This is a genomic window from Enterobacter sp. RHBSTW-00975, assembly GCF_013615235.1.
In the GTDB taxonomy this organism is placed as follows: domain Bacteria; phylum Pseudomonadota; class Gammaproteobacteria; order Enterobacterales; family Enterobacteriaceae; genus Enterobacter; species Enterobacter ludwigii.
The window spans coordinates 2,262,878-2,280,143 of record NZ_CP055883.1; the positions used below are offsets into that span (position 1 = coordinate 2,262,878).

At 55.9% G+C, this 17,266-nt stretch carries 19 protein-coding genes; 12 read left to right on the top strand and 7 right to left on the bottom strand.

Translation table 11 applies throughout. From position 1 onward, the window contains the following. Nucleotides 1–4 precede the first annotated feature (4 nt). From urtB to zinT, 5 genes are read left to right on the top strand one after another with little or no spacing between them, the layout of a single operon-like run. Nucleotides 5–1,579, top strand: coding sequence for an urea ABC transporter permease subunit UrtB (gene urtB, locus HV340_RS10885; RefSeq protein ID WP_126547777.1), 1,575 nt, complete (start codon nucleotides 5–7; stop codon nucleotides 1,577–1,579). Continuing rightward, entirely contained in the window at nucleotides 1,579–2,652 is a 1,074-nt protein-coding gene (gene urtC / locus HV340_RS10890; protein WP_032678138.1) for an urea ABC transporter permease subunit UrtC, read from the top strand. The genes urtB and urtC overlap by 1 nt, the downstream gene beginning before the upstream one ends. Continuing rightward, nucleotides 2,652–3,449 carry an urea ABC transporter ATP-binding protein UrtD gene (gene urtD, locus HV340_RS10895; protein WP_020884163.1) on the top strand — a complete coding sequence of 266 codons (798 nt, stop codon included), beginning with the start codon at nucleotides 2,652–2,654 and terminating at the stop codon, nucleotides 3,447–3,449. Before urtC ends, urtD begins: the two co-directional genes overlap by 1 nt. Before the next feature lie 9 nt (nucleotides 3,450–3,458). Beyond that, nucleotides 3,459–4,157, top strand: coding sequence for an urea ABC transporter ATP-binding subunit UrtE (gene urtE / locus HV340_RS10900; protein ID WP_014170038.1), 699 nt, complete (start codon nucleotides 3,459–3,461; stop codon nucleotides 4,155–4,157). A 52-nt stretch (nucleotides 4,158–4,209) separates the two neighbouring features. Further along, entirely contained in the window at nucleotides 4,210–4,848 is a 639-nt protein-coding gene (gene zinT, locus HV340_RS10905; RefSeq protein WP_025204211.1) for a metal-binding protein ZinT, read from the top strand. Between the two features lie 48 nt (nucleotides 4,849–4,896). On the opposite strand, the gene ydeE is transcribed toward zinT, so the two are convergent. Beyond that, the gene (gene ydeE, locus HV340_RS10910) at nucleotides 4,897–6,105 is read right to left on the bottom strand and encodes an efflux MFS transporter YdeE (protein WP_162268651.1); all 1,209 of its coding nucleotides are present in this window, start codon (nucleotides 6,103–6,105) and stop codon (nucleotides 4,897–4,899) included. A 233-nt stretch (nucleotides 6,106–6,338) separates the two neighbouring features. Between ydeE and eamA the strand changes: the two genes are divergently transcribed. Next, nucleotides 6,339–7,238 carry an O-acetylserine/cysteine exporter gene (gene eamA, locus HV340_RS10915; RefSeq protein WP_020884160.1) on the top strand — a complete coding sequence of 300 codons (900 nt, stop codon included), beginning with the start codon at nucleotides 6,339–6,341 and terminating at the stop codon, nucleotides 7,236–7,238. A gap of 38 nt (nucleotides 7,239–7,276) precedes the next feature. On the opposite strand, the gene marB is transcribed toward eamA, so the two are convergent. The 3 genes from marB to marR are packed head-to-tail and all read right to left on the bottom strand — an operon-like array spanning nucleotide 7,277 to nucleotide 8,363. Next, the gene (gene marB / locus HV340_RS10920) at nucleotides 7,277–7,495 is read right to left on the bottom strand and encodes a multiple antibiotic resistance protein MarB (RefSeq protein ID WP_014170042.1); all 219 of its coding nucleotides are present in this window, start codon (nucleotides 7,493–7,495) and stop codon (nucleotides 7,277–7,279) included. Between the two features lie 32 nt (nucleotides 7,496–7,527). Further along, a complete protein-coding gene (gene marA, locus HV340_RS10925) occupies nucleotides 7,528–7,908 on the bottom strand; it encodes an MDR efflux pump AcrAB transcriptional activator MarA (RefSeq protein WP_008502237.1) in 381 nt (126 codons plus the stop codon). Between the two features lie 20 nt (nucleotides 7,909–7,928). Continuing rightward, nucleotides 7,929–8,363: a multiple antibiotic resistance transcriptional regulator MarR gene (marR, locus tag HV340_RS10930; protein ID WP_020884159.1), complete on the bottom strand. Its 435-nt coding sequence runs from the start codon at nucleotides 8,361–8,363 to the stop codon at nucleotides 7,929–7,931. A 256-nt stretch (nucleotides 8,364–8,619) separates the two neighbouring features. Here marR and HV340_RS10935 point away from each other — a divergent pair, with 256 nt between their 5' ends. Next, nucleotides 8,620–9,285 (top strand): MarC family NAAT transporter, encoded by a 666-nt coding sequence (locus tag HV340_RS10935; RefSeq protein WP_025204209.1) that lies wholly within the window; start codon nucleotides 8,620–8,622, stop codon nucleotides 9,283–9,285. 58 nt (nucleotides 9,286–9,343) lie between these two features. On the opposite strand, the gene HV340_RS10940 is transcribed toward HV340_RS10935, so the two are convergent. Beyond that, entirely contained in the window at nucleotides 9,344–10,540 is a 1,197-nt protein-coding gene (locus HV340_RS10940) for a sugar transporter (protein WP_025204208.1), read from the bottom strand. 177 nt (nucleotides 10,541–10,717) lie between these two features. Between HV340_RS10940 and HV340_RS10945 the strand changes: the two genes are divergently transcribed. Together HV340_RS10945 and HV340_RS10950 are read left to right on the top strand one after the other, a co-directional pair. Next, nucleotides 10,718–11,506 carry a PhzF family phenazine biosynthesis protein gene (locus HV340_RS10945; RefSeq protein WP_059306736.1) on the top strand — a complete coding sequence of 263 codons (789 nt, stop codon included), beginning with the start codon at nucleotides 10,718–10,720 and terminating at the stop codon, nucleotides 11,504–11,506. Between the two features lie 27 nt (nucleotides 11,507–11,533). Next, on the top strand, nucleotides 11,534–12,334 hold the full coding sequence (locus HV340_RS10950) for a PhzF family phenazine biosynthesis protein (protein ID WP_032681016.1): 801 nt from the start codon (nucleotides 11,534–11,536) through the stop codon (nucleotides 12,332–12,334). A gap of 51 nt (nucleotides 12,335–12,385) precedes the next feature. Here HV340_RS10950 and HV340_RS10955 read toward each other — a convergent pair whose 3' ends face one another. Next, complete coding sequence (locus HV340_RS10955) at nucleotides 12,386–13,348, bottom strand: NmrA/HSCARG family protein (protein WP_059306735.1); 963 nt, start codon at nucleotides 13,346–13,348, stop codon at nucleotides 12,386–12,388. Between the two features lie 92 nt (nucleotides 13,349–13,440). Here HV340_RS10955 and HV340_RS10960 point away from each other — a divergent pair, with 92 nt between their 5' ends. Continuing rightward, on the top strand, nucleotides 13,441–14,352 hold the full coding sequence (locus HV340_RS10960) for a LysR family transcriptional regulator (RefSeq protein WP_226876130.1): 912 nt from the start codon (nucleotides 13,441–13,443) through the stop codon (nucleotides 14,350–14,352). 61 nt (nucleotides 14,353–14,413) lie between these two features. After that, on the top strand, nucleotides 14,414–14,896 hold the full coding sequence (locus tag HV340_RS10965) for a GNAT family N-acetyltransferase (RefSeq protein WP_014170050.1): 483 nt from the start codon (nucleotides 14,414–14,416) through the stop codon (nucleotides 14,894–14,896). On the opposite strand, the gene HV340_RS10970 is transcribed toward HV340_RS10965, so the two are convergent. After that, nucleotides 14,850–15,728: a LysR family transcriptional regulator gene (locus tag HV340_RS10970; protein ID WP_014170051.1), complete on the bottom strand. Its 879-nt coding sequence runs from the start codon at nucleotides 15,726–15,728 to the stop codon at nucleotides 14,850–14,852. The genes HV340_RS10965 and HV340_RS10970 overlap by 47 nt on opposite strands. Nucleotides 15,729–15,827: 99 nt before the next feature. On the opposite strand from HV340_RS10970, the gene sad reads away from it, so the two are divergent. Beyond that, a complete protein-coding gene (sad, locus tag HV340_RS10975; RefSeq protein WP_181216529.1) occupies nucleotides 15,828–17,216 on the top strand; it encodes a succinate-semialdehyde dehydrogenase in 1,389 nt (462 codons plus the stop codon). Nucleotides 17,217–17,266 lie beyond the last annotated feature (50 nt).

Below are 17,266 nucleotides of genomic sequence, written 5' to 3' on the forward strand. Positions count from 1 at the left end.
AGTCATGAACGCCATACGCACGATCATCGCTATTGTGTGGCTTACCGGACTGCTGCCAGGGATGGTGCAGGCATCGGATGCCGACCAATTCGTGGCCGCCAGTCGCAGCCAGCAGGCAGAATTGTTGACGCAGTGGGCAACCGCGCCGGAGGCGGCACGGTTGCCGCTGCTCCAGGCGCTGCAGAGTGAAAGTCTCTACACCGACAGCCAGAAACATGCGTTTGCACAACGCCAGGGGGCAATGGTTCCCCTGGGTGAAACAAAAGCCGCAGCAGGCCAAACCAAAGCCGTGCGTCTGACCAACCGGCTGCGCAATCTGGTGGCGACGGCAATGGCAACCCATCAACTCGTGAGTGACAGTGTCACGGAAAGGCGTACGGCAGCCCGTCAACTCCAGCGGGATGCACAGCCTGAAATGCTCGATTTCCTGCAAAAACGGGTGAGCAGCGAAACGGATGATGTGGCCCGTCAGTCGCTGATGCTGGCGCTGGCGAACCTCCAGCTGGCAAGTCCGCAGGCTGCGGTGCGCCTGAACGCTGTGGCGCTGTTAGGGCAATCAGACGATCCGGACGTTCAGTCCCGGCTGACGCCGTATACGCAGGCAGCAACGGAGCCGGATGCCGGCGTGCGTGCCGCCGCTGCCGAAAGTCTGAAACTGATTGAGCATCGCCTGATGTGGGGCGATCTGCTTGGTCAGGCGTTTATGGGGCTCTCGCTGGGGTCGGTACTGTTGCTCGCCGCGCTGGGGCTGGCAATTACCTACGGCCTGCTGGGGGTGATTAACATGGCCCACGGGGAGATGCTGATGCTGGGCGCGTACGCCACCTGGATGGTTCAGCAGGTGATGGCCGGCTTCGCCCCACAGTGGCTGGCGCTCTACCCGATCGTTGCGCTGCCGGTGGCGTTTATTGTGACCGCCAGCATCGGGATGGTGCTTGAGCGTACCGTTATTCGTCATTTGTATGGCCGACCGCTGGAAACGCTGCTGGCGACATGGGGTATCAGCCTGATGATTATTCAGCTGGTACGCATGACGTTTGGCGCCCAGAACCTGGAGGTGGCAAACCCGGCATGGCTGTCCGGTGGCGTGCAGGTGTTTGCCAATCTGACGCTGCCGTGGAACCGCATTGTGGTACTGGGTTTTGTGCTGCTGGTGCTGTTCTTCACGTGGCTCATTCTGAACAAAACCCGTCTTGGACTGAACGTGCGCGCAGTGACGCAAAATCGCAGCATGGCGGCCTGCTGCGGGGTACCGACAGGTCGCGTCGATATGCTGGCCTTTGGGCTTGGCTCGGGGATTGCGGGTCTGGGGGGCGTGGCGTTATCGCAGTTAGGCAACGTTGGGCCAGAACTGGGCCAGGGTTACATCATCGACTCGTTCCTCGTGGTGGTGCTTGGCGGGGTGGGTCAACTGGCAGGTAGCGTGGCCGCGGCGTTTGGGCTGGGGATCTTTAATAAAATTCTCGAACCGCAAATGGGGGCAGTATTGGGCAAAATCCTGATCCTGGTGGCGATTATTCTGTTTATTCAGAAACGTCCGCAGGGGTTATTCGCACTGAAAGGGAGGGTTACTGACTGATGAGCCAGCCGCTTACCTTAACGCTGGCGCGCAAAGCGCCACGCACGACGCAGATAGCCGGTAGCCTGATCGTGGCCTGCCTGCTGATTTTACCGTTTTTCGCCTTACTGCCCGCGACGCATCCGCTGGCGATTTCGACCTGGATGCTCACGCTCACGGGTAAGATCCTCTGCTATGCCATTGTCGCCGTGGCGCTCGATCTGGTGTGGGGCTATGCCGGAATGCTCTCCCTGGGCCACGGTATCTTCTTCGCGCTGGGCGGCTATGCGATGGGCATGTACCTGATGCGCCAGGCGGCGGGTGACGGGCTGCCCGCGTTTATGTCGTTTCTCTCCTGGAGCGAACTGCCATGGTTCTGGTGGGGGACGCAACACTTTGTCTGGGCACTGGTATTAATTGTGATGGTACCGGGGCTGCTGGCGCTGGTGTTTGGCTGGTTTGCCTTTCGCTCAAAAATCAAAGGGGTCTATTTTTCGATCATGACCCAGGCGCTGACGTACGCGGGGATGTTGCTGTTCTTTCGCAATGAAACCGGCTTTGGCGGGAATAACGGCTTTACCGGTTTTACCACGCTGCTTGGGTTTTCCGTTACCGCGACCACCACCCGTATTGCGCTGTTTCTGGCTACCGTGATGCTGTTGCTGATAGCGCTGGGCACAGGCTTCGCGCTGGCGAAAAGTAAGTTCGGTCGCATTCTGACCGCGGTGCGTGACGCCGAAAACCGCCTGACGTTTTGCGGGTACGATCCCCGCGGTTTCAAGCTGCTGGTGTGGACACTTTCAGCCGTACTATGCGGTCTGGCTGGCGCACTGTATGTGCCGCAGGTGGGCATTATCAACCCGGGTGAAATGTCACCAACCAACTCGATTGAAGCGGCCATCTGGGTTGCGCTGGGGGGGCGCGGCACGCTGGTCGGCCCGGTGATAGGCGCGGCGCTGGTGAACGGTGCGAAGAGCGTCTTTACCGTCGCCCTGCCGGAATACTGGCAGCTGTTTCTGGGGCTGATTTTCATCGCCGTGACGCTGTTTTTACCGCGCGGTGTCTACGGTCTGTTTCGTAAGGGAGAACACTAATGCAGCCAGCCGAAGGATTATTTACCCGCCAGTTACCCGGGGATCGCTATCGCGACCAGACCGATCCGGTACTGCAGCTTGAAGCCATCAACGTGAATTTTGATGGTTTTCAGGCGCTGACGGACCTCTCACTGAATATTGGCGTGGGTGAATTGCGCTGCGTGATTGGCCCAAACGGTGCGGGTAAAACGACATTAATGGACGTGATTACCGGCAAAACGCGGCCTAAAAGCGGCAGAGCGCTGTACGATCAGTCCATCGACCTGACGGCGCTTGAACCCGCCGAGATCGCCCGCCAGGGCATCGGACGTAAGTTCCAGAAGCCCACGGTCTTTGAAGCGCTCACGGTGTGGGAAAACCTTGAGATTGCGATGAAAACCGATAAATCCGTCTGGGCGAGCCTGCGGGCCAGACTCAACGGCGAGCAGCGGGACCGTATTGACGAGATGCTGCTCTTGCTGCGGCTTGGCGGCGAGCGCGATCGCCGCGCCGGGCTGCTTTCGCACGGGCAAAAGCAGTTTCTGGAGATTGGCATGCTGCTGGTGCAGGACCCGCATCTGCTGTTGCTGGATGAACCGGCGGCCGGAATGACCGACGCTGAGACCGACTATACGGCTGAGCTGTTCAGAACCCTTGCGGGCAAACACTCTCTGATGGTGGTCGAGCACGATATGGGCTTTGTCGAAACCATTGCCGACCACGTGACGGTGCTGCACCAGGGACGCGTGCTGGCGGAGGGGTCACTTCGCCAGGTACAGGCGAATGAGCAGGTCATAGAAGTCTATCTGGGACGCTAAGGAGCCGTCATGTTACAGGTGAACGAACTGAATCAGTATTACGGCGGCAGTCATATTCTGCGCGGGGTCAGTTTTGAAGCGGCGACCGGTGAAGTGACCTGTCTGCTGGGGCGCAACGGGGTGGGGAAAACCACGCTGCTGAAGTGTCTGATGGGCCTGATCCCGGTAAAAACAGGCGACATTATCTGGCAGGGAAAAAAAATCACCCACAGCAAACCGCACCAGCGCGTGCAGTCCGGTGTGGCCTATGTTCCGCAGGGGCGTGAGATTTTTCCACGCTTAACGGTCGAGGAGAATCTGTTGCTCGGGCTGTCACGCTTCCCCGCCCGCGACGCAAAGCGCGTCCCGGAGGATATCTGGCAGTTGTTCCCGGTGCTTAAAGAGATGAAACATCGTCGTGGAGGCGATCTCTCCGGCGGTCAGCAGCAACAGCTGGCGATTGGTCGCGCCCTGGCGAGCCGGCCGCAGCTGTTAATCCTCGATGAACCCACGGAAGGTATTCAGCCGTCGGTAATCAAAGAAATAGGCCTGGTTATCCGCAAGCTGGCGGACAGAGGGGATATGGCAATCCTGCTCGTAGAGCAGTTTTACGATTTCGCCGCTGAACTTGCCGACAGCTATCTGCTGATGTCGCGCGGGACCATCATTCAGCGTGGACGGGGCGATACAATGGAACAAGAGGGCGTTCGCGGACTGGTTGCGATTTGAAATGTTATATTATAACATCCTCATTCTTATAAAACGGAGTGAGGAGTTTGTTTTGGCTGCACATATTGGCAAATTTGCAATGACTCTGGGGGCGCTGCTGGTAAGCGGTCAGCTGTTTGCCCATTCGCATGGACATCAGATGACGGAAGCGGAACAGAAGGCGGCGAACGGCGTCTTTGAGGATAAAGACGTCAAAGACAGAAAGCTGTCTGACTGGGATGGGACATGGCAATCCGTCTATCCGTTTTTGCTCGATGGCGCGCTGGATCCGGTTTTTAAACAGAAAGCGCAGAAGGATAAAAAATCCTTCGACGAGGTGAAAGCTTACTACCGCACAGGGTATGCGACGGACGTTGAGGCTATCGGCATCGAAAACAACGTGATGGAATTCCACAAAGGTAAGGCGATCGGTCGCTGCCAGTATGATTACAGCGGCTATAAGATCCTGACTTATGCATCAGGTAAGAAAGGGGTTCGCTATCTGTTCGAGTGTAAAGATCCGGACAGCAAGGCGCCGAAGTTTGTCCAGTTCAGCGACCATACCATCGCCCCAAAAGCCTCTTCCCATTTCCATATTTTTATGGGCAACACCTCCCACGAGGCGCTGCTAAAAGAGATGGATAACTGGCCGACGTACTACCCGAACGAAATGTACAAACAGCAGGTGGTAGACGAGATGCTGCACCATTAATGGCCTGCCCGATGCCGGGTGGGCGTCATGCCGCCCGGCGTTGAGGACTTAAGCCACTTTCGGCATTTCGCACCACGCCTTCACGCTCATCCCACGCAAAATCATCAGCCAGGCAATCACGATGGCAACCATCATGATCGCAAACAGTGACCAGTGCGGCAGGTTGGTAAGGATAATACCGGTGATCATCGGGTTTGCCGCCGCCCCAAGCCAGCCCAGCGCCTGGGCAGAGAAGTAACTCGCTTTCATACCCGGCGGGGCAATATTGTCGATCAGCATATATTCGCCAGGTGCATAGATAATCTCACCCAGCGTAAACACCGCTGCCGCAATGCCCCAGTAGACCAGGTTTTCCCCGGAGAGCATAAAACCGCCCAGACCCAGGACGAAGAAGAGTGTTCCCGCCGTCATCAGCGGACGTATATTGCTGGCGGAGATCTTGCGACCGATAACGTATTGCAGGGTGACGACCACCGCAGCATTCACCGGCAGCACCACGGCGACCACGTTTTGCGCAAAGTTGCTGTCGGCATTCGCAGCCAACACGTACTGCGAAATACAGCTGGCGAATGACCCGCCCACATACGACGCCAGCAGGCCGGAAAGGGTGTACCAGAAGAGCGCGCGGTCTTTAAGCAGTACTGACGGTTGCCACGGCATTTTCTCTTCGGTGGCATCGAGCGCAACGCTTTTTTGCACGAAGAAATGGATAAAACCGAGCGGCAGTGCGGCACAAAAAGCGGCCAGCCAGAACGGCAGCTGCAGGCTGTACATCACCAGTAAGGTGCCCACCGGCGGCCCGATCGTCCAGCCAATGTTCAGGAAGCTATAATTTAGTGAGAAAACGCGCGCTTTTTGGCTCGAGGTCAGCACATCGGCAAACCAGGCCTTCAGCACCGTTGAAAATACCGAATAGGCGCAGTTAATCAGGGAAAAGAAGAGCACCACCAGCGTGACGTTATCCACCAGCGGGATGGCAACAAACCCGGCAATAAAGGCGACGATAGAAATCAGCATGTAGCGCTTTTTATCAAACTTATCGGCGAGGATGCCAAACCCCATACTGAATACCACACCGACGGTAAGCGCAATGGTCAGGGCATAACCAATATTCTCAACGCTCATATTAAATACGCGCGTGAGATAGATGGTCATAAACGGCAGCGTTGCCCCACGACCAATGGTTAATAATAACGACGACGCCAGCAGCGCTGCGGTTGAGCGCCTGAGTGATGGTTTCATATTCCTGCCTGACAATTGCGTTTGTTTTTTTTGAGCCGCAGAGATTCTGGCCGCGCTTGCTCGCCGCCATCCTGCAACGTGTATTATTTTAGGTATATATCAGGAGTATCACGACATAAGGGGCTTGTATAGCACCTAATTTATCCGTAAGTGCTTCAGTTGACTGCCAGAAATAATGATCTTCTCGTGGCATGTTTTTTTCGTTACCTTGAAGTGTTTACAAAAATTTAATCATTCAGGGGCAGAGTATGACGCGAAAAGACGGGCTGCTGGCGTTGCTGGTGGTCATCGTATGGGGTCTGAATTTTGTGGTCATCAAGCTTGGGTTGCATAACATGCCCCCACTCATGCTGGCCGGTTTGCGTTTTCTGCTGGTGGCTTTCCCGGCGCTCTTCTTTGTCGCGCGCCCGAAAATTCCGTTCAGACTCTTACTGGGATACGGCCTGACCATCAGCTTTGGCCAGTTCGCGTTTCTGTTCTGCGCCATTAAGTTCGGGATGCCCGCCGGTCTGGCTTCTCTGGTGTTACAGGCTCAGGCGTTCTTTACCATCATTCTCGGGGCGTTTGTCTTTGGCGAGCGTCTGCAGGGTAAACAGCTGGCGGGGATCACCCTTGCGGTGTTCGGCGTGCTGGTGCTGATAGAAGCCAGCCTGAACGGGCAGCACGTGGCGTTACTGGGCTTTATGTTAACGCTGGCGGCAGGACTGAGCTGGGCCTGCGGGAATATCTTCAACAAGCTGATTATGCAGCATGAGGCGCGCCCGAAGGTGATGTCGCTGGTGGTCTGGAGCGCCTTGATCCCCATTGTTCCGTTTATGGTTGCGGCGCTCATTTTTGATGGGCCGGACGTGATGCTGAAAAGCCTGGTGGAAATCGATCTCACCACCATTTTATCGCTGATCTACCTGGCGTTTGTGGCCACCATTATTGGTTACGGGATCTGGGGATCGCTGCTGGGTCGCTACGAAACCTGGCGCGTGGCGCCGTTATCCCTGCTGGTTCCGGTGGTAGGGTTGGCCAGCGCCGCGCTGTTGCTCGATGAAAAGCTGAGTGCGCTGCAGCTGCTGGGGGCCGTGCTGATCATGGCCGGGCTGTACATCAACGTGTTTGGTTTGCGCGTGCGTCGGGTAACGCGGGCAAGAGGATAGGCATAAAAAAAGCCCCGCATCCGCGGGGCAAAAACGAATCAGAAGCTGTGCTGATTATAATAAGGCACGCCTAACTCGTCGGATTTGTCACTACCAGCACCCATGTGGTTGAAGTCATAAGGTGACTGGTCATGTGCTGACGGCAAAATCATCGTGTCACGATTATTTTGCTGCGTTGCACGAGGGGTTTGCTCCGCGAAGGTCTGGCTGGAAAACAGCACCAGCAAGGCGAGGGCGGCGGAGGCTGTAACTTTCATGATTTCCTCGGTTACGTCTTTACAGGCGATGATTAACTACAATGTTTTAGTGGATACAGGTATCGGGATTCACCCGGCACGCTGGTAATACGGTATTTGTGAGGCGGCACGTCGAAGTAGTTCTTAAACGTACGCGTCAGGGTTTGCTGTGATTCAAAACCGTAACGTTCCGCCAGATAAAGGATCGGCTCATTGCTTTCTTTCAGCTTCTGGGCAATTTCCGTCAGCTTGCGGCTGCGAATATATTGACCTAATGAATGGCCGGTCTCTTTTTTGAACATCCGTTGCAGGTGCCATTTGGAGTAACCTGAACGCTCTGACACTTTTTCAAGGGAGAGCGGCGATTCCAGGTTATCTTCGATCCAGTCCAAAATGCTATGAATAGTAATAGCGTCAGTATTGCGTCTGGACATCGTCATACCTCTTTTTCTGTTTACGGCAGTATTTTCTTAAGCAAAAGCTCAAGCGTTGCCACTTCATCTGCCGTTAAGTTTTTTGTTAGTTCCTGATGCAGTGTTTGTCCTACTAGTTGATGACATTGCTCGCACATAGCCGCGCCATCGCTGGTGAGTTTCACCAGGACGCCGCGTTTGTCATTCGGGTTAGGGCTTCGTTCTATCCATCCTTTGCAAACGAGACGATCGAGCATGCGGGTTAGCGCACCCAGATCGACAGAGAGCACCTTTTTCAGCTCAACCGGCGTGATACACACTTCGCAGCGAATGGAGCACAGCACTTTGAACTGCGTGGCGGTGATATCCAGCGGTGACAGATAGTCATTGAGCAGGCGATCTTTTTTCTGGTTAACCATATGAATAAGACGACCCAGCGGAATAATGTCGTTAAAGAGATCACTGGTGCTTTTCACAATGGTTGCCCTGGCAAGTAGTTTAGTCACGGCAGATATTATTGCTCAGGCAAGTATAAGTCAACTGAATGGATCAGCGGATGCCACGAATTGCTAAAACGTTTCATGAACTTTTTTTGCATGCTTTCAATTCAAATAGATAACGAAGGGTTATCGTTAATGACCGTAAATAATCGTTACGTTGAGCGAATGGCTGAACGTCACACTTTCACCCTATAATTGCGGTGATAAACATGGATAAGGACAACGACGCACTATGTTGGATTTGATTAAAGCAATTAGTCTGGGGCTGGTGGTATTGCTGCCGTTGGCTAACCCGCTAACGACGGTTGCGCTCTTTCTGGGGCTGGCAGGGAACATGAACAGCGCCGAGCGTAACCATCAGTCGATGATGGCTTCAGTCTATGTGTTTGCCATCATGATGGTGGCTTACTACGCCGGACAGCTGGTGATGAACACCTTCGGAATCTCCATCCCGGGTCTGCGTATTGCTGGCGGACTGATTGTTGCCTTCATCGGGTTCCGTATGCTGTTCCCTGCGCAGAAAGCGCATGAGTCACCTGAGGCCAAAAGCAAATCCGAAGAGCTGGAAACCGAGCCCAGCGCGAATATTGCTTTTGTCCCACTGGCGATGCCCAGTACGGCGGGGCCAGGAACGATTGCGATGATCATCAGCTCCGCGTCAACGGTGCGGGATGGCTCGACCTTTCCCGACTGGGTCATCACGGTTGCGCCCCCGCTGATTTTTGCACTGATTGGTATCATCGTATGGGCATCCTTGCGCAGTTCAGGCGCGATCATGCGCTGGGTCGGCAAGGGCGGTATTGAGGCGATTTCCCGCCTGATGGGCTTCTTACTGGTGTGTATGGGCGTGCAGTTTATTATCAACGGCGTGCTGGAGATTATTAAGACGTACCATTAATCACCCGCCCGGTAACGTAAAACGGCAACCAAGGTTGCCGTTTTACGTTGACTGCGGTCTACCCGTGATGGGCCTGTTCTTCCAGTGCGACCGGCCATTTACGGAAGATGAGCAGGGACCAGATGAGCGCCACCAGTGCCGGAATGGCACCCAGATAGCCAATCGCCGACATCGACACGTGAAGGCTAATCTGATTTCCCAGCAGCGCGCCCGCGCCAATACCGAGATTGAAAATCCCCGAGAACAGTGACATCGCCACATCCGTTGCGTCCGGGGCGAGGGCCAGTACCTTCACCTGCATACCCAGACCGATAATCATGATCGCCACTCCCCAGAACAGGCTCAGGACGGCCAGATGACCCTCGCTGCCCGCCGCTGGCATGAGTAACACCAGGCACGCCAGCAGTAAACCAATGGCGCTGCTGACCAGCGCCGACGCGTGCTGATTGCCGAGCTTACCAAACAGAATACTGCCAATAATGCCCGCGCCCCCCAGGATCAACAGCAGAACGGTGGCAAAGTTGGCGCTAAAGCCGGCCACGACCTGAACGAACGGCTCAATATAGCTGTAGGCGGTGTAATGCGCCGTGACCACAATGACCGTCAGCAGATAGATACTCAGCAATGCCGGACGACGCATTAACAGCGGCAGGCTTTTCAGCGAGCCGGAGTGTTCGCTTGGCAGCTTCGGCAGCAGTTTAATCAGGCAGACCAGTGTGATCATTGCCCCCATGCCGATAGCGAAGAACGTGGTTCGCCAGCCAAAGTATTGCCCAACGATACGGCCAATCGGCAGGCCCAGGACCATAGCCAGTGCCGTGCCGGTGGCTATCAGGCTCAACGCCTGCGCGCGTTTACCCGCAGGTGCCAGGCGGATGGCCAGTGACGCGGTGATCGACCAGAATACGGCATGGGCAAAGGCGATACCGACGCGGCTGATGACCAGCACCGTAAAGTTCCACGCCAGAAACGACAGGACGTGGCTGACGATAAACAGGGCAAACAGCCCGATCAGCAACTTTCGCCGTTCCATCTGGCTGGTCAGCAGCATAAACGGCAGTGACATCAGTGCCACCACCCAGGCATAGATGGTCAACATAATGCCCACCTGCGCGGTTTCCATGTGGAAACTTTCAGCGATGTCAGACAACAGCCCAACCGGAACAAATTCTGTGGTATTAAAAATAAACGCGGCAATTGCCAGCGTGACCACGCGTAGCCACGCGACTCTGCGGGTAACTGTGTTCGTTGTCATAGCGATGTCGGAGATTCGTTGCTGAAAAGAAGAGGGGACGATCTTAAAACGTCAACCGGCGAAAACTCAACCATTATGTGATGCAGATCTCAAAATTCACCTGGTAAAAGCGGTAGCCGGGGGCATGGTTTTCATTGAATATAAAAGAACATCACAACAAAAACAGGCGGTAAGACAATGCAGGAGATTGATTTTTATCTGGTAGATGCGTTCAGCAATGCCTCTTTTGGTGGAAACCCGGCGGCCGTGTGCCCGTTAGACGCATGGTTGCCTGATGAGACACTGCTCAGAATGGCACAGCAGCATAATCAGTCGGAAACCGCGTTTTTCGTCTGCAGTAAAGCGGGAATTGAGTTACGCTGGTTTACCACCCTTACCGAAGTCAACCTTTGCGGACATGCCACACTGGCAGCCGCGTACGTCCTGTTTAATGAACTCAACTATCCTGACCCGCGTATCCACTTTGATACCGCCTCTGGCCAGCTGACGGTTAGCCGGGAAGGGGACTGGATGACGCTGGACTTCCCGGCATGCCCGACGCAGGAAGAGACGCCCCCGCCGGCGATGCTTGCGGCGCTGGGGATCGGCCATTACGTTGAGGCCCGTAAGGGGCGAGCCTGGATGGTGGTTCTGGAAAACCGCCAGCAGGTTGAGGCGCTTGCGCCGAATATCTCGGCAATGACGCCTGGCGAACATAAGGTCAGCGTGACGGCGCGGGGAGAGGGGGATTATGATTTTGTGAGCCGCTTTTTCTCACCGGGAGTTGCCGTCTGGGAAGATCCGGTCACCGGATCCGCGCATACAATGCTTATTCCCTACTGGAGTGAAAAACTGGGTAAAACAGCGATGTTTGCCCGCCAGGTGTCGGCTCGTGGCGGTGATCTGCGCTGCGAACTGAAAGGTTCACGCGTGCTGATGAGCGGGCAGGCCTCGCTTTATCTGAAAGGCACCGTCTTTCTGCGCTAAATAACCATAACAAAAGAGGAAAAGACAATGCAGGAAATTGATTTCTATTTGGTCGATGCCTTCAGCGACAGGGCGTTTGGCGGCAACGCAGCGGCGGTTTGCCCCCTGGAAGAGTGGCTGCCGGACGAGACGCTGCTCAACATGGCGCAACAGCACAATCAGTCTGAGACGGCCTTTTTCGTACGCACTGACGGCGGATTCGAGCTGCGCTGGTTCACTACCCTTGACGAAATTAACCTGTGTGGACATGCCACACTGGCGGCATCGCATGTCATTTTCGAATACCTTGATTATCCACACACGGAAATCACCTTCACCACCCGTTTCGTCGGCGAGCTGACGGTAAAACGCAGCGGTGACTGGCTGACGCTCAACTTCCCGGCCTGGCCGACGGCGGTCGTCGACAATCCGCCAGCGCTGCTGTTGAGCGCGCTGGGCATTGAGCGGGCAAAAGAGGTGCGTGTCGGGCGCGATTACATGGTGGTGCTGGAGAACCAGCAGCAGGTAGAGGCCCTTACGCCGGATATCTCAGCAATGATTCCGCTGGATAAGATGGTCTGCGTCACGGCACCGGGCGATGAATATGACTTCGTCAGCCGCTTCTTCTGTCCGGGAGAAGGGGTGCCGGAAGATCCGGTCACGGGGTCCACTCACAGCATGTTGATTCCCTACTGGAGCGAAAAGCTGGGCAAAACCGTGCTGAACGCGCGCCAGGTCTCGCGACGGGGCGGGGATTTACGCTGTGAGCTGGCGGGGGACCGGGTGTTAATCGGCGGTCAGGCCACCCTGTATCTGAAAGGGCATATCTATTTACGCCAGGCGATGTAAGCCAGGAATGGGCCACCGTCATTTCATCATCGGGAATGACGGTGGCTTGCGTTAATCAAACGTTCGTTTTTCCCCCTGCCAGCCAGACGCAATCAGAAATTCACGCCACGTTAAGGTGGCAGGGTTTATGGTTCTGCTCCAGGTAAGATCCCGGTCTTTTCCGTAATAGCCGTAGTTCACGGCATATTCCGTCATGCCGGTAATTTCACTGACCAGTGCCGCGTTGTCTGCGAAATCGGGGAAGTGGTGAAGGAGTTCTTCTCGCGTGTAGGCTGAGCGATACCGGGCTTTTATGCCGGTGACCTCCGTGAAGGTTTCCACCATCTCACGCGGCGAAAGACACTCACCGACAACGGGTAACGTCATGCCGTTGTAGTGTTCGGGGTTATCGAACATCTCAAGCACCGCAGGGCCGGTTGCCGTGAGCGGGTCGACAAAGGGCGCCCGAACGTCTTCCGGGAGATAGAGGGGAAAGATCAGCTCGTCACCTTCTTTACGCGGCGGATAATATTCGGCCAGATTGGTGTAAAAGAACGCCAGTTGAATAAACGACGCGCTGACGGGGAGTGTGCGGATGTACTCCTCAATTCGGCCCTTATCGCTGAAATGAGGAGCCCATAGAGTTCCGGCCGTTATTCTCTCGACGTTTTCCAGACTGCTGAAGACAAGGTGTTTTACCCCGGCGTTGACGGCGGCATCTGCAAGCCTGTAACCCAGCGCCGTTTCACCCGTTGGCATCTGCGTCGATACGGGGATGAAACCTGGTGTCATCAGAAACGCCCCGTCTGACTCGGCAAACGCCCCGATCAGATGCGCATCATTGCCCGTCTGAAGGGTGATTTGTCTCAGTTCAGCACCCCGTTCCGCCAGCTGTTTCGCCGCAGGAGAGTCCGTGTTTTGCGTTAAGGCGCGCACCCGATAGCGCCCACTTTGCAGCAGGGTTCTGGTTACGCTACGTCCTTGTTTACTGGTGGCACCAAAAACTGTTATGAGTGGTTTTTTATCATACGACATTTCATTCTCGCTCTGTGTTGTTGCGGTAGTGCATTATCGGAATGCGGGCGGCGAGCGTGAAATCGATTTATTTCTTACATGATATCCATCCTATGAATACCAAAAAGCCTGACGTAAACCTGCTGCTGACTCTGGAAGCGCTGGTCGCGGAGCAAAATGTCACCAGGGCCGCCAGCCGGCTTTGTCTTAGCCAGCCTGCCGTCAGCGCGCAGCTTAACCGGTTGAGGGGGATGTTTAACGATCCGTTATTGATCCCGGGGCGCAGGGGGATGACGCCAACCCCCAAAGCTCTTGAGCTGATGGCGACGCTTGGCGGGGCGCTGGCAAAAATACGGGATACGCTGCAATCACATGAGGACTTTGATCCGCTGCACGATTCGCTAACGGTCTCTCTGGCCTGTACTGATTACGTGCAGGCCGCGGTCATTATGCCGCTGATTGTGACCCTGCAAGAGATTGCCCCCGGCGTGCGTATTGCTGTCAGGAATTACGATCCGCATCAGCTAGCCCATCAACTGAGCTCAGGCGATGTTGATGCTGCCATTGCTACGCCAGACCCTGCGCAGGCGCAGCTCAGAACGCAACATCTTTATGACGAATCGTACGTGCTTATCGGGCGCCCTCAGCATCCTGAACTGAACGACCAACTGACAATGGAAGCGTTCGCAAAACTTGAGCATATTATCGTGTCCCCCTCGGGAGGCGGTTTTACCACGCCGCTCGATGTCATGCTGGCGGAGTCAGGGTTGCAACGTAAGGTTGCGGTGTCTGCGGCATCATTTCTGTTTGTTCCCGGCATGGTGCAGATGAGCCATCTGGTAGCACTGGTGCCCCGACGATTGATTATGGGAACCGTTAACCCGCTCACCGTGGTGGAACTCCCCTGGCTGAAAGAGACGTTTGACGTCAGTCTTATCTGGCATGAACGCAGCCATAACCACGCCGGACACCGCTGGTTAAGGAATACCCTCGTCAGCCTGAACGGCAATGCTGATATAAGTTAACGGTATGAAGCACGTGTGCAGGGCTGCGCTATGTTGAAATAAAAACAACAAGGAGCCCGCCATGTATTCCATTACCGCTGAATCTGCACATCACCCTGATATTTTGCATCTGATTGCCGCGCTTGACCGCTATCAGAGCGAACTCTATCCCGCTGAAAGTAACCACCTGCTCGATCTGACCGAACTGCCGACAGCCTCGCTGATCCTGATGATTATTCGGGACCGGCAGCTTCATGCCGTCGGGTGTGGTGCCGTGGTGCTCAACGGCGACGGGACCGGTGAAATGAAACGGGTGTATATCGATCCGGCTCATCGCGGGCAACATCTCGGCGAGATGCTGCTGGCGGCGCTGGAAGATGAAGCCCTGAGCCGTCACTGCCACACGCTTCGCCTGGAAACGGGCATCCGGCAACATGCCGCCGTCCGTCTGTATGAGCAGTGCGGCTATGAGCAACGTCCGGCGTTTCCGCCATATGTTGATGACCCGCTGAGCCTGTTTATGGAGAAGGCACTGGTGGTTGACGTTCGTTTAGCAGCGCTATAAAAGCCTCCAGCGGGCGGGTCATAGCCCCGCGGCGCCAGACCAGCCAGGTGGTAAGCCAGCGCCAGTTTTCTGCCAGCGGCCAGGCTTCCACCTGATGGTGGCCTGGCATACTTTCCAGCATCGAACGAGGCATCAGCGCGATACCGGCGCCCGCGATGACGCAGGCGAGCATGCCGTGATAAGACTCCATCTCATGAATACGCCCGGGCGTGGCTCTGTCGGCGTGAAACCAGCTTTCCAGATGTCGGCGATACGAACAGTTTGCGCGAAAGGCGTAGACGTCACTGCCGCTTACCTGCGTGGCGCGTGCCACTTCTGCATGCCCGGCGGGCGTGACCAGCATCATCTCTTCCCGGTAAACCGGCATGCCTTCCAGTTCCGGATGCGAAAGGGGGCCATCGACAAACGCGGCGCTTAAGGTTCCCTCCAGTACGCCGTCAATCATTGTGCCGGACGGCCCGGTAGAGAGGGCAAACTGGATACGTGGATAACGCTGGTTAAACTGCGCCAGGCTTTCCGGAATACGCACGGCGGCGGTACTCTCCAGCGCGCCAAGCGCAAATAATCCCTGTGGTTCATCACCGGCGACGACCATTCGTGCCTCATCGACCAGCGCCAGGATCTGCTTGCTGTAGCGCAGGAAGTTATGCCCGGCGGGAGATAAACGTAAACGCTGGTTCTCACGAATAAACAGCTCAACGCCAAGATCGGCCTCCAGCTGGCGGATGCGGGTGGTCAGGTTCGACGGAACGCGATGCACCTTTTGCGCTGCCTGGGTGATGCTGCCGGTGAGCGCCACGGCGTTAAACATTTCAAGCTGAGTTAAGTCCATACCATTCTCGATTCGTGAACAAGGTGGTTAGTATTATTCATTTTTAAGAAATAGCAGAGTGCGCCACAATGAATCAACCGTTATTACGTGGAGACCATCATGACTTATTCCTCTGCTACACATGCCCTCTCTGTTAACCCAGCCACCGGTGAGACGCTCGCGGCGTATCCGTGGGCGAGCACCGACGACGTTGAACGCGCAATTGCGCAGGCTGATGCCGGTTTTCGTCAGTGGAGACGCGTAAGCGTTTCAGACCGGGCGCAAAAGCTGCGCGATCTCGCCAGCGCGCTGCGCAACCGTGCAGACGAGATGGCCCGAATGATCTCCCGTGAGATGGGCAAACCTATTTTGCAGGCGCGTGCTGAAGTGGCAAAATCCGCCAGCCTCTGCGACTGGTATGCGGAACACGGCCCGGCAATGCTGCAGCCTGAACCGACCCTGGTAGAAAACCAGAACGCGGTGATTGAATACCGGCCGCTGGGACCTGTTCTTGCCGTCATGCCGTGGAACTTCCCGCTCTGGCAGGTACTGCGTGGCGCGGTACCCATCCTGCTGGCCGGGAACAGCTATCTACTCAAGCATGCGCCAAACGTACTCGGCTCGGCCGACCTTATTGCGCAGGTATTTGCTGACGCCGGTTTTCCGCAGGGTGTCTTTGGCTGGGTGAATGCCACGAATGAGGGCGCGAGCCAGGCGATCAACGACCGTCGTATTGCTGCCGTAACCGTAACCGGCAGCGTGCGCGCGGGGGCGGCGATCGGTGCGCAGGCGGGGGCAGCACTCAAGAAATGCGTCCTGGAGCTGGGCGGTTCAGATCCGTTTATTGTGCTCAATGATGCTGATTTGGATCTGGCGGTGAAAGCAGCCGTGGCCGGACGCTATCAGAATACCGGACAGGTTTGCGCCGCCGCTAAGCGCTTTATTGTGGAAGAGGGCATCGCTGATGCTTTCACCCAGCGTTTTGTCGAGGCGACGGCAGCCCTGAAGATGGGGGCGCCGGATAGCGAAGAAAACTTTATTGGCCCGATGGCGCGATTTGACCTGCGTGATGAACTGCATCAGCAGGTGCAGGCCACGCTGGCCGAAGGCGCCACGCTGCTGCTTGGCGGGGAGAAAGTTGCCGGTGAAGGTAACTACTATGCACCGACCGTGCTGGGGAATGTCACTGCCAGCATGACGGCATTTCGTCAGGAGCTGTTTGGTCCGGTTGCGGCGGTTAGCGTTGCGAAAGACGCGGAGCACGCCCTGCAGTTGGCTAACGACAGCGATTTTGGTCTGTCCGCAACCGTCTTTACCGCGAACGATACGCTGGCGGAGAAATTCTCCCGTGAGCTGGAGTGCGGTGGGGTGTTCATCAATGGTTTCAGCGCCAGCGATGCGCGCGTGGCCTTTGGCGGCGTGAAGAAGAGCGGTTTTGGTCGTGAGCTTTCCCACTTCGGTCTGCACGAGTTCTGTAACGTGCAAACGGTATGGAAGAACAGAGTCTAGTTCGCTCTCCGATAACGGCCTTCAGCACGAAGGCCGTTGTCATTTTCCTG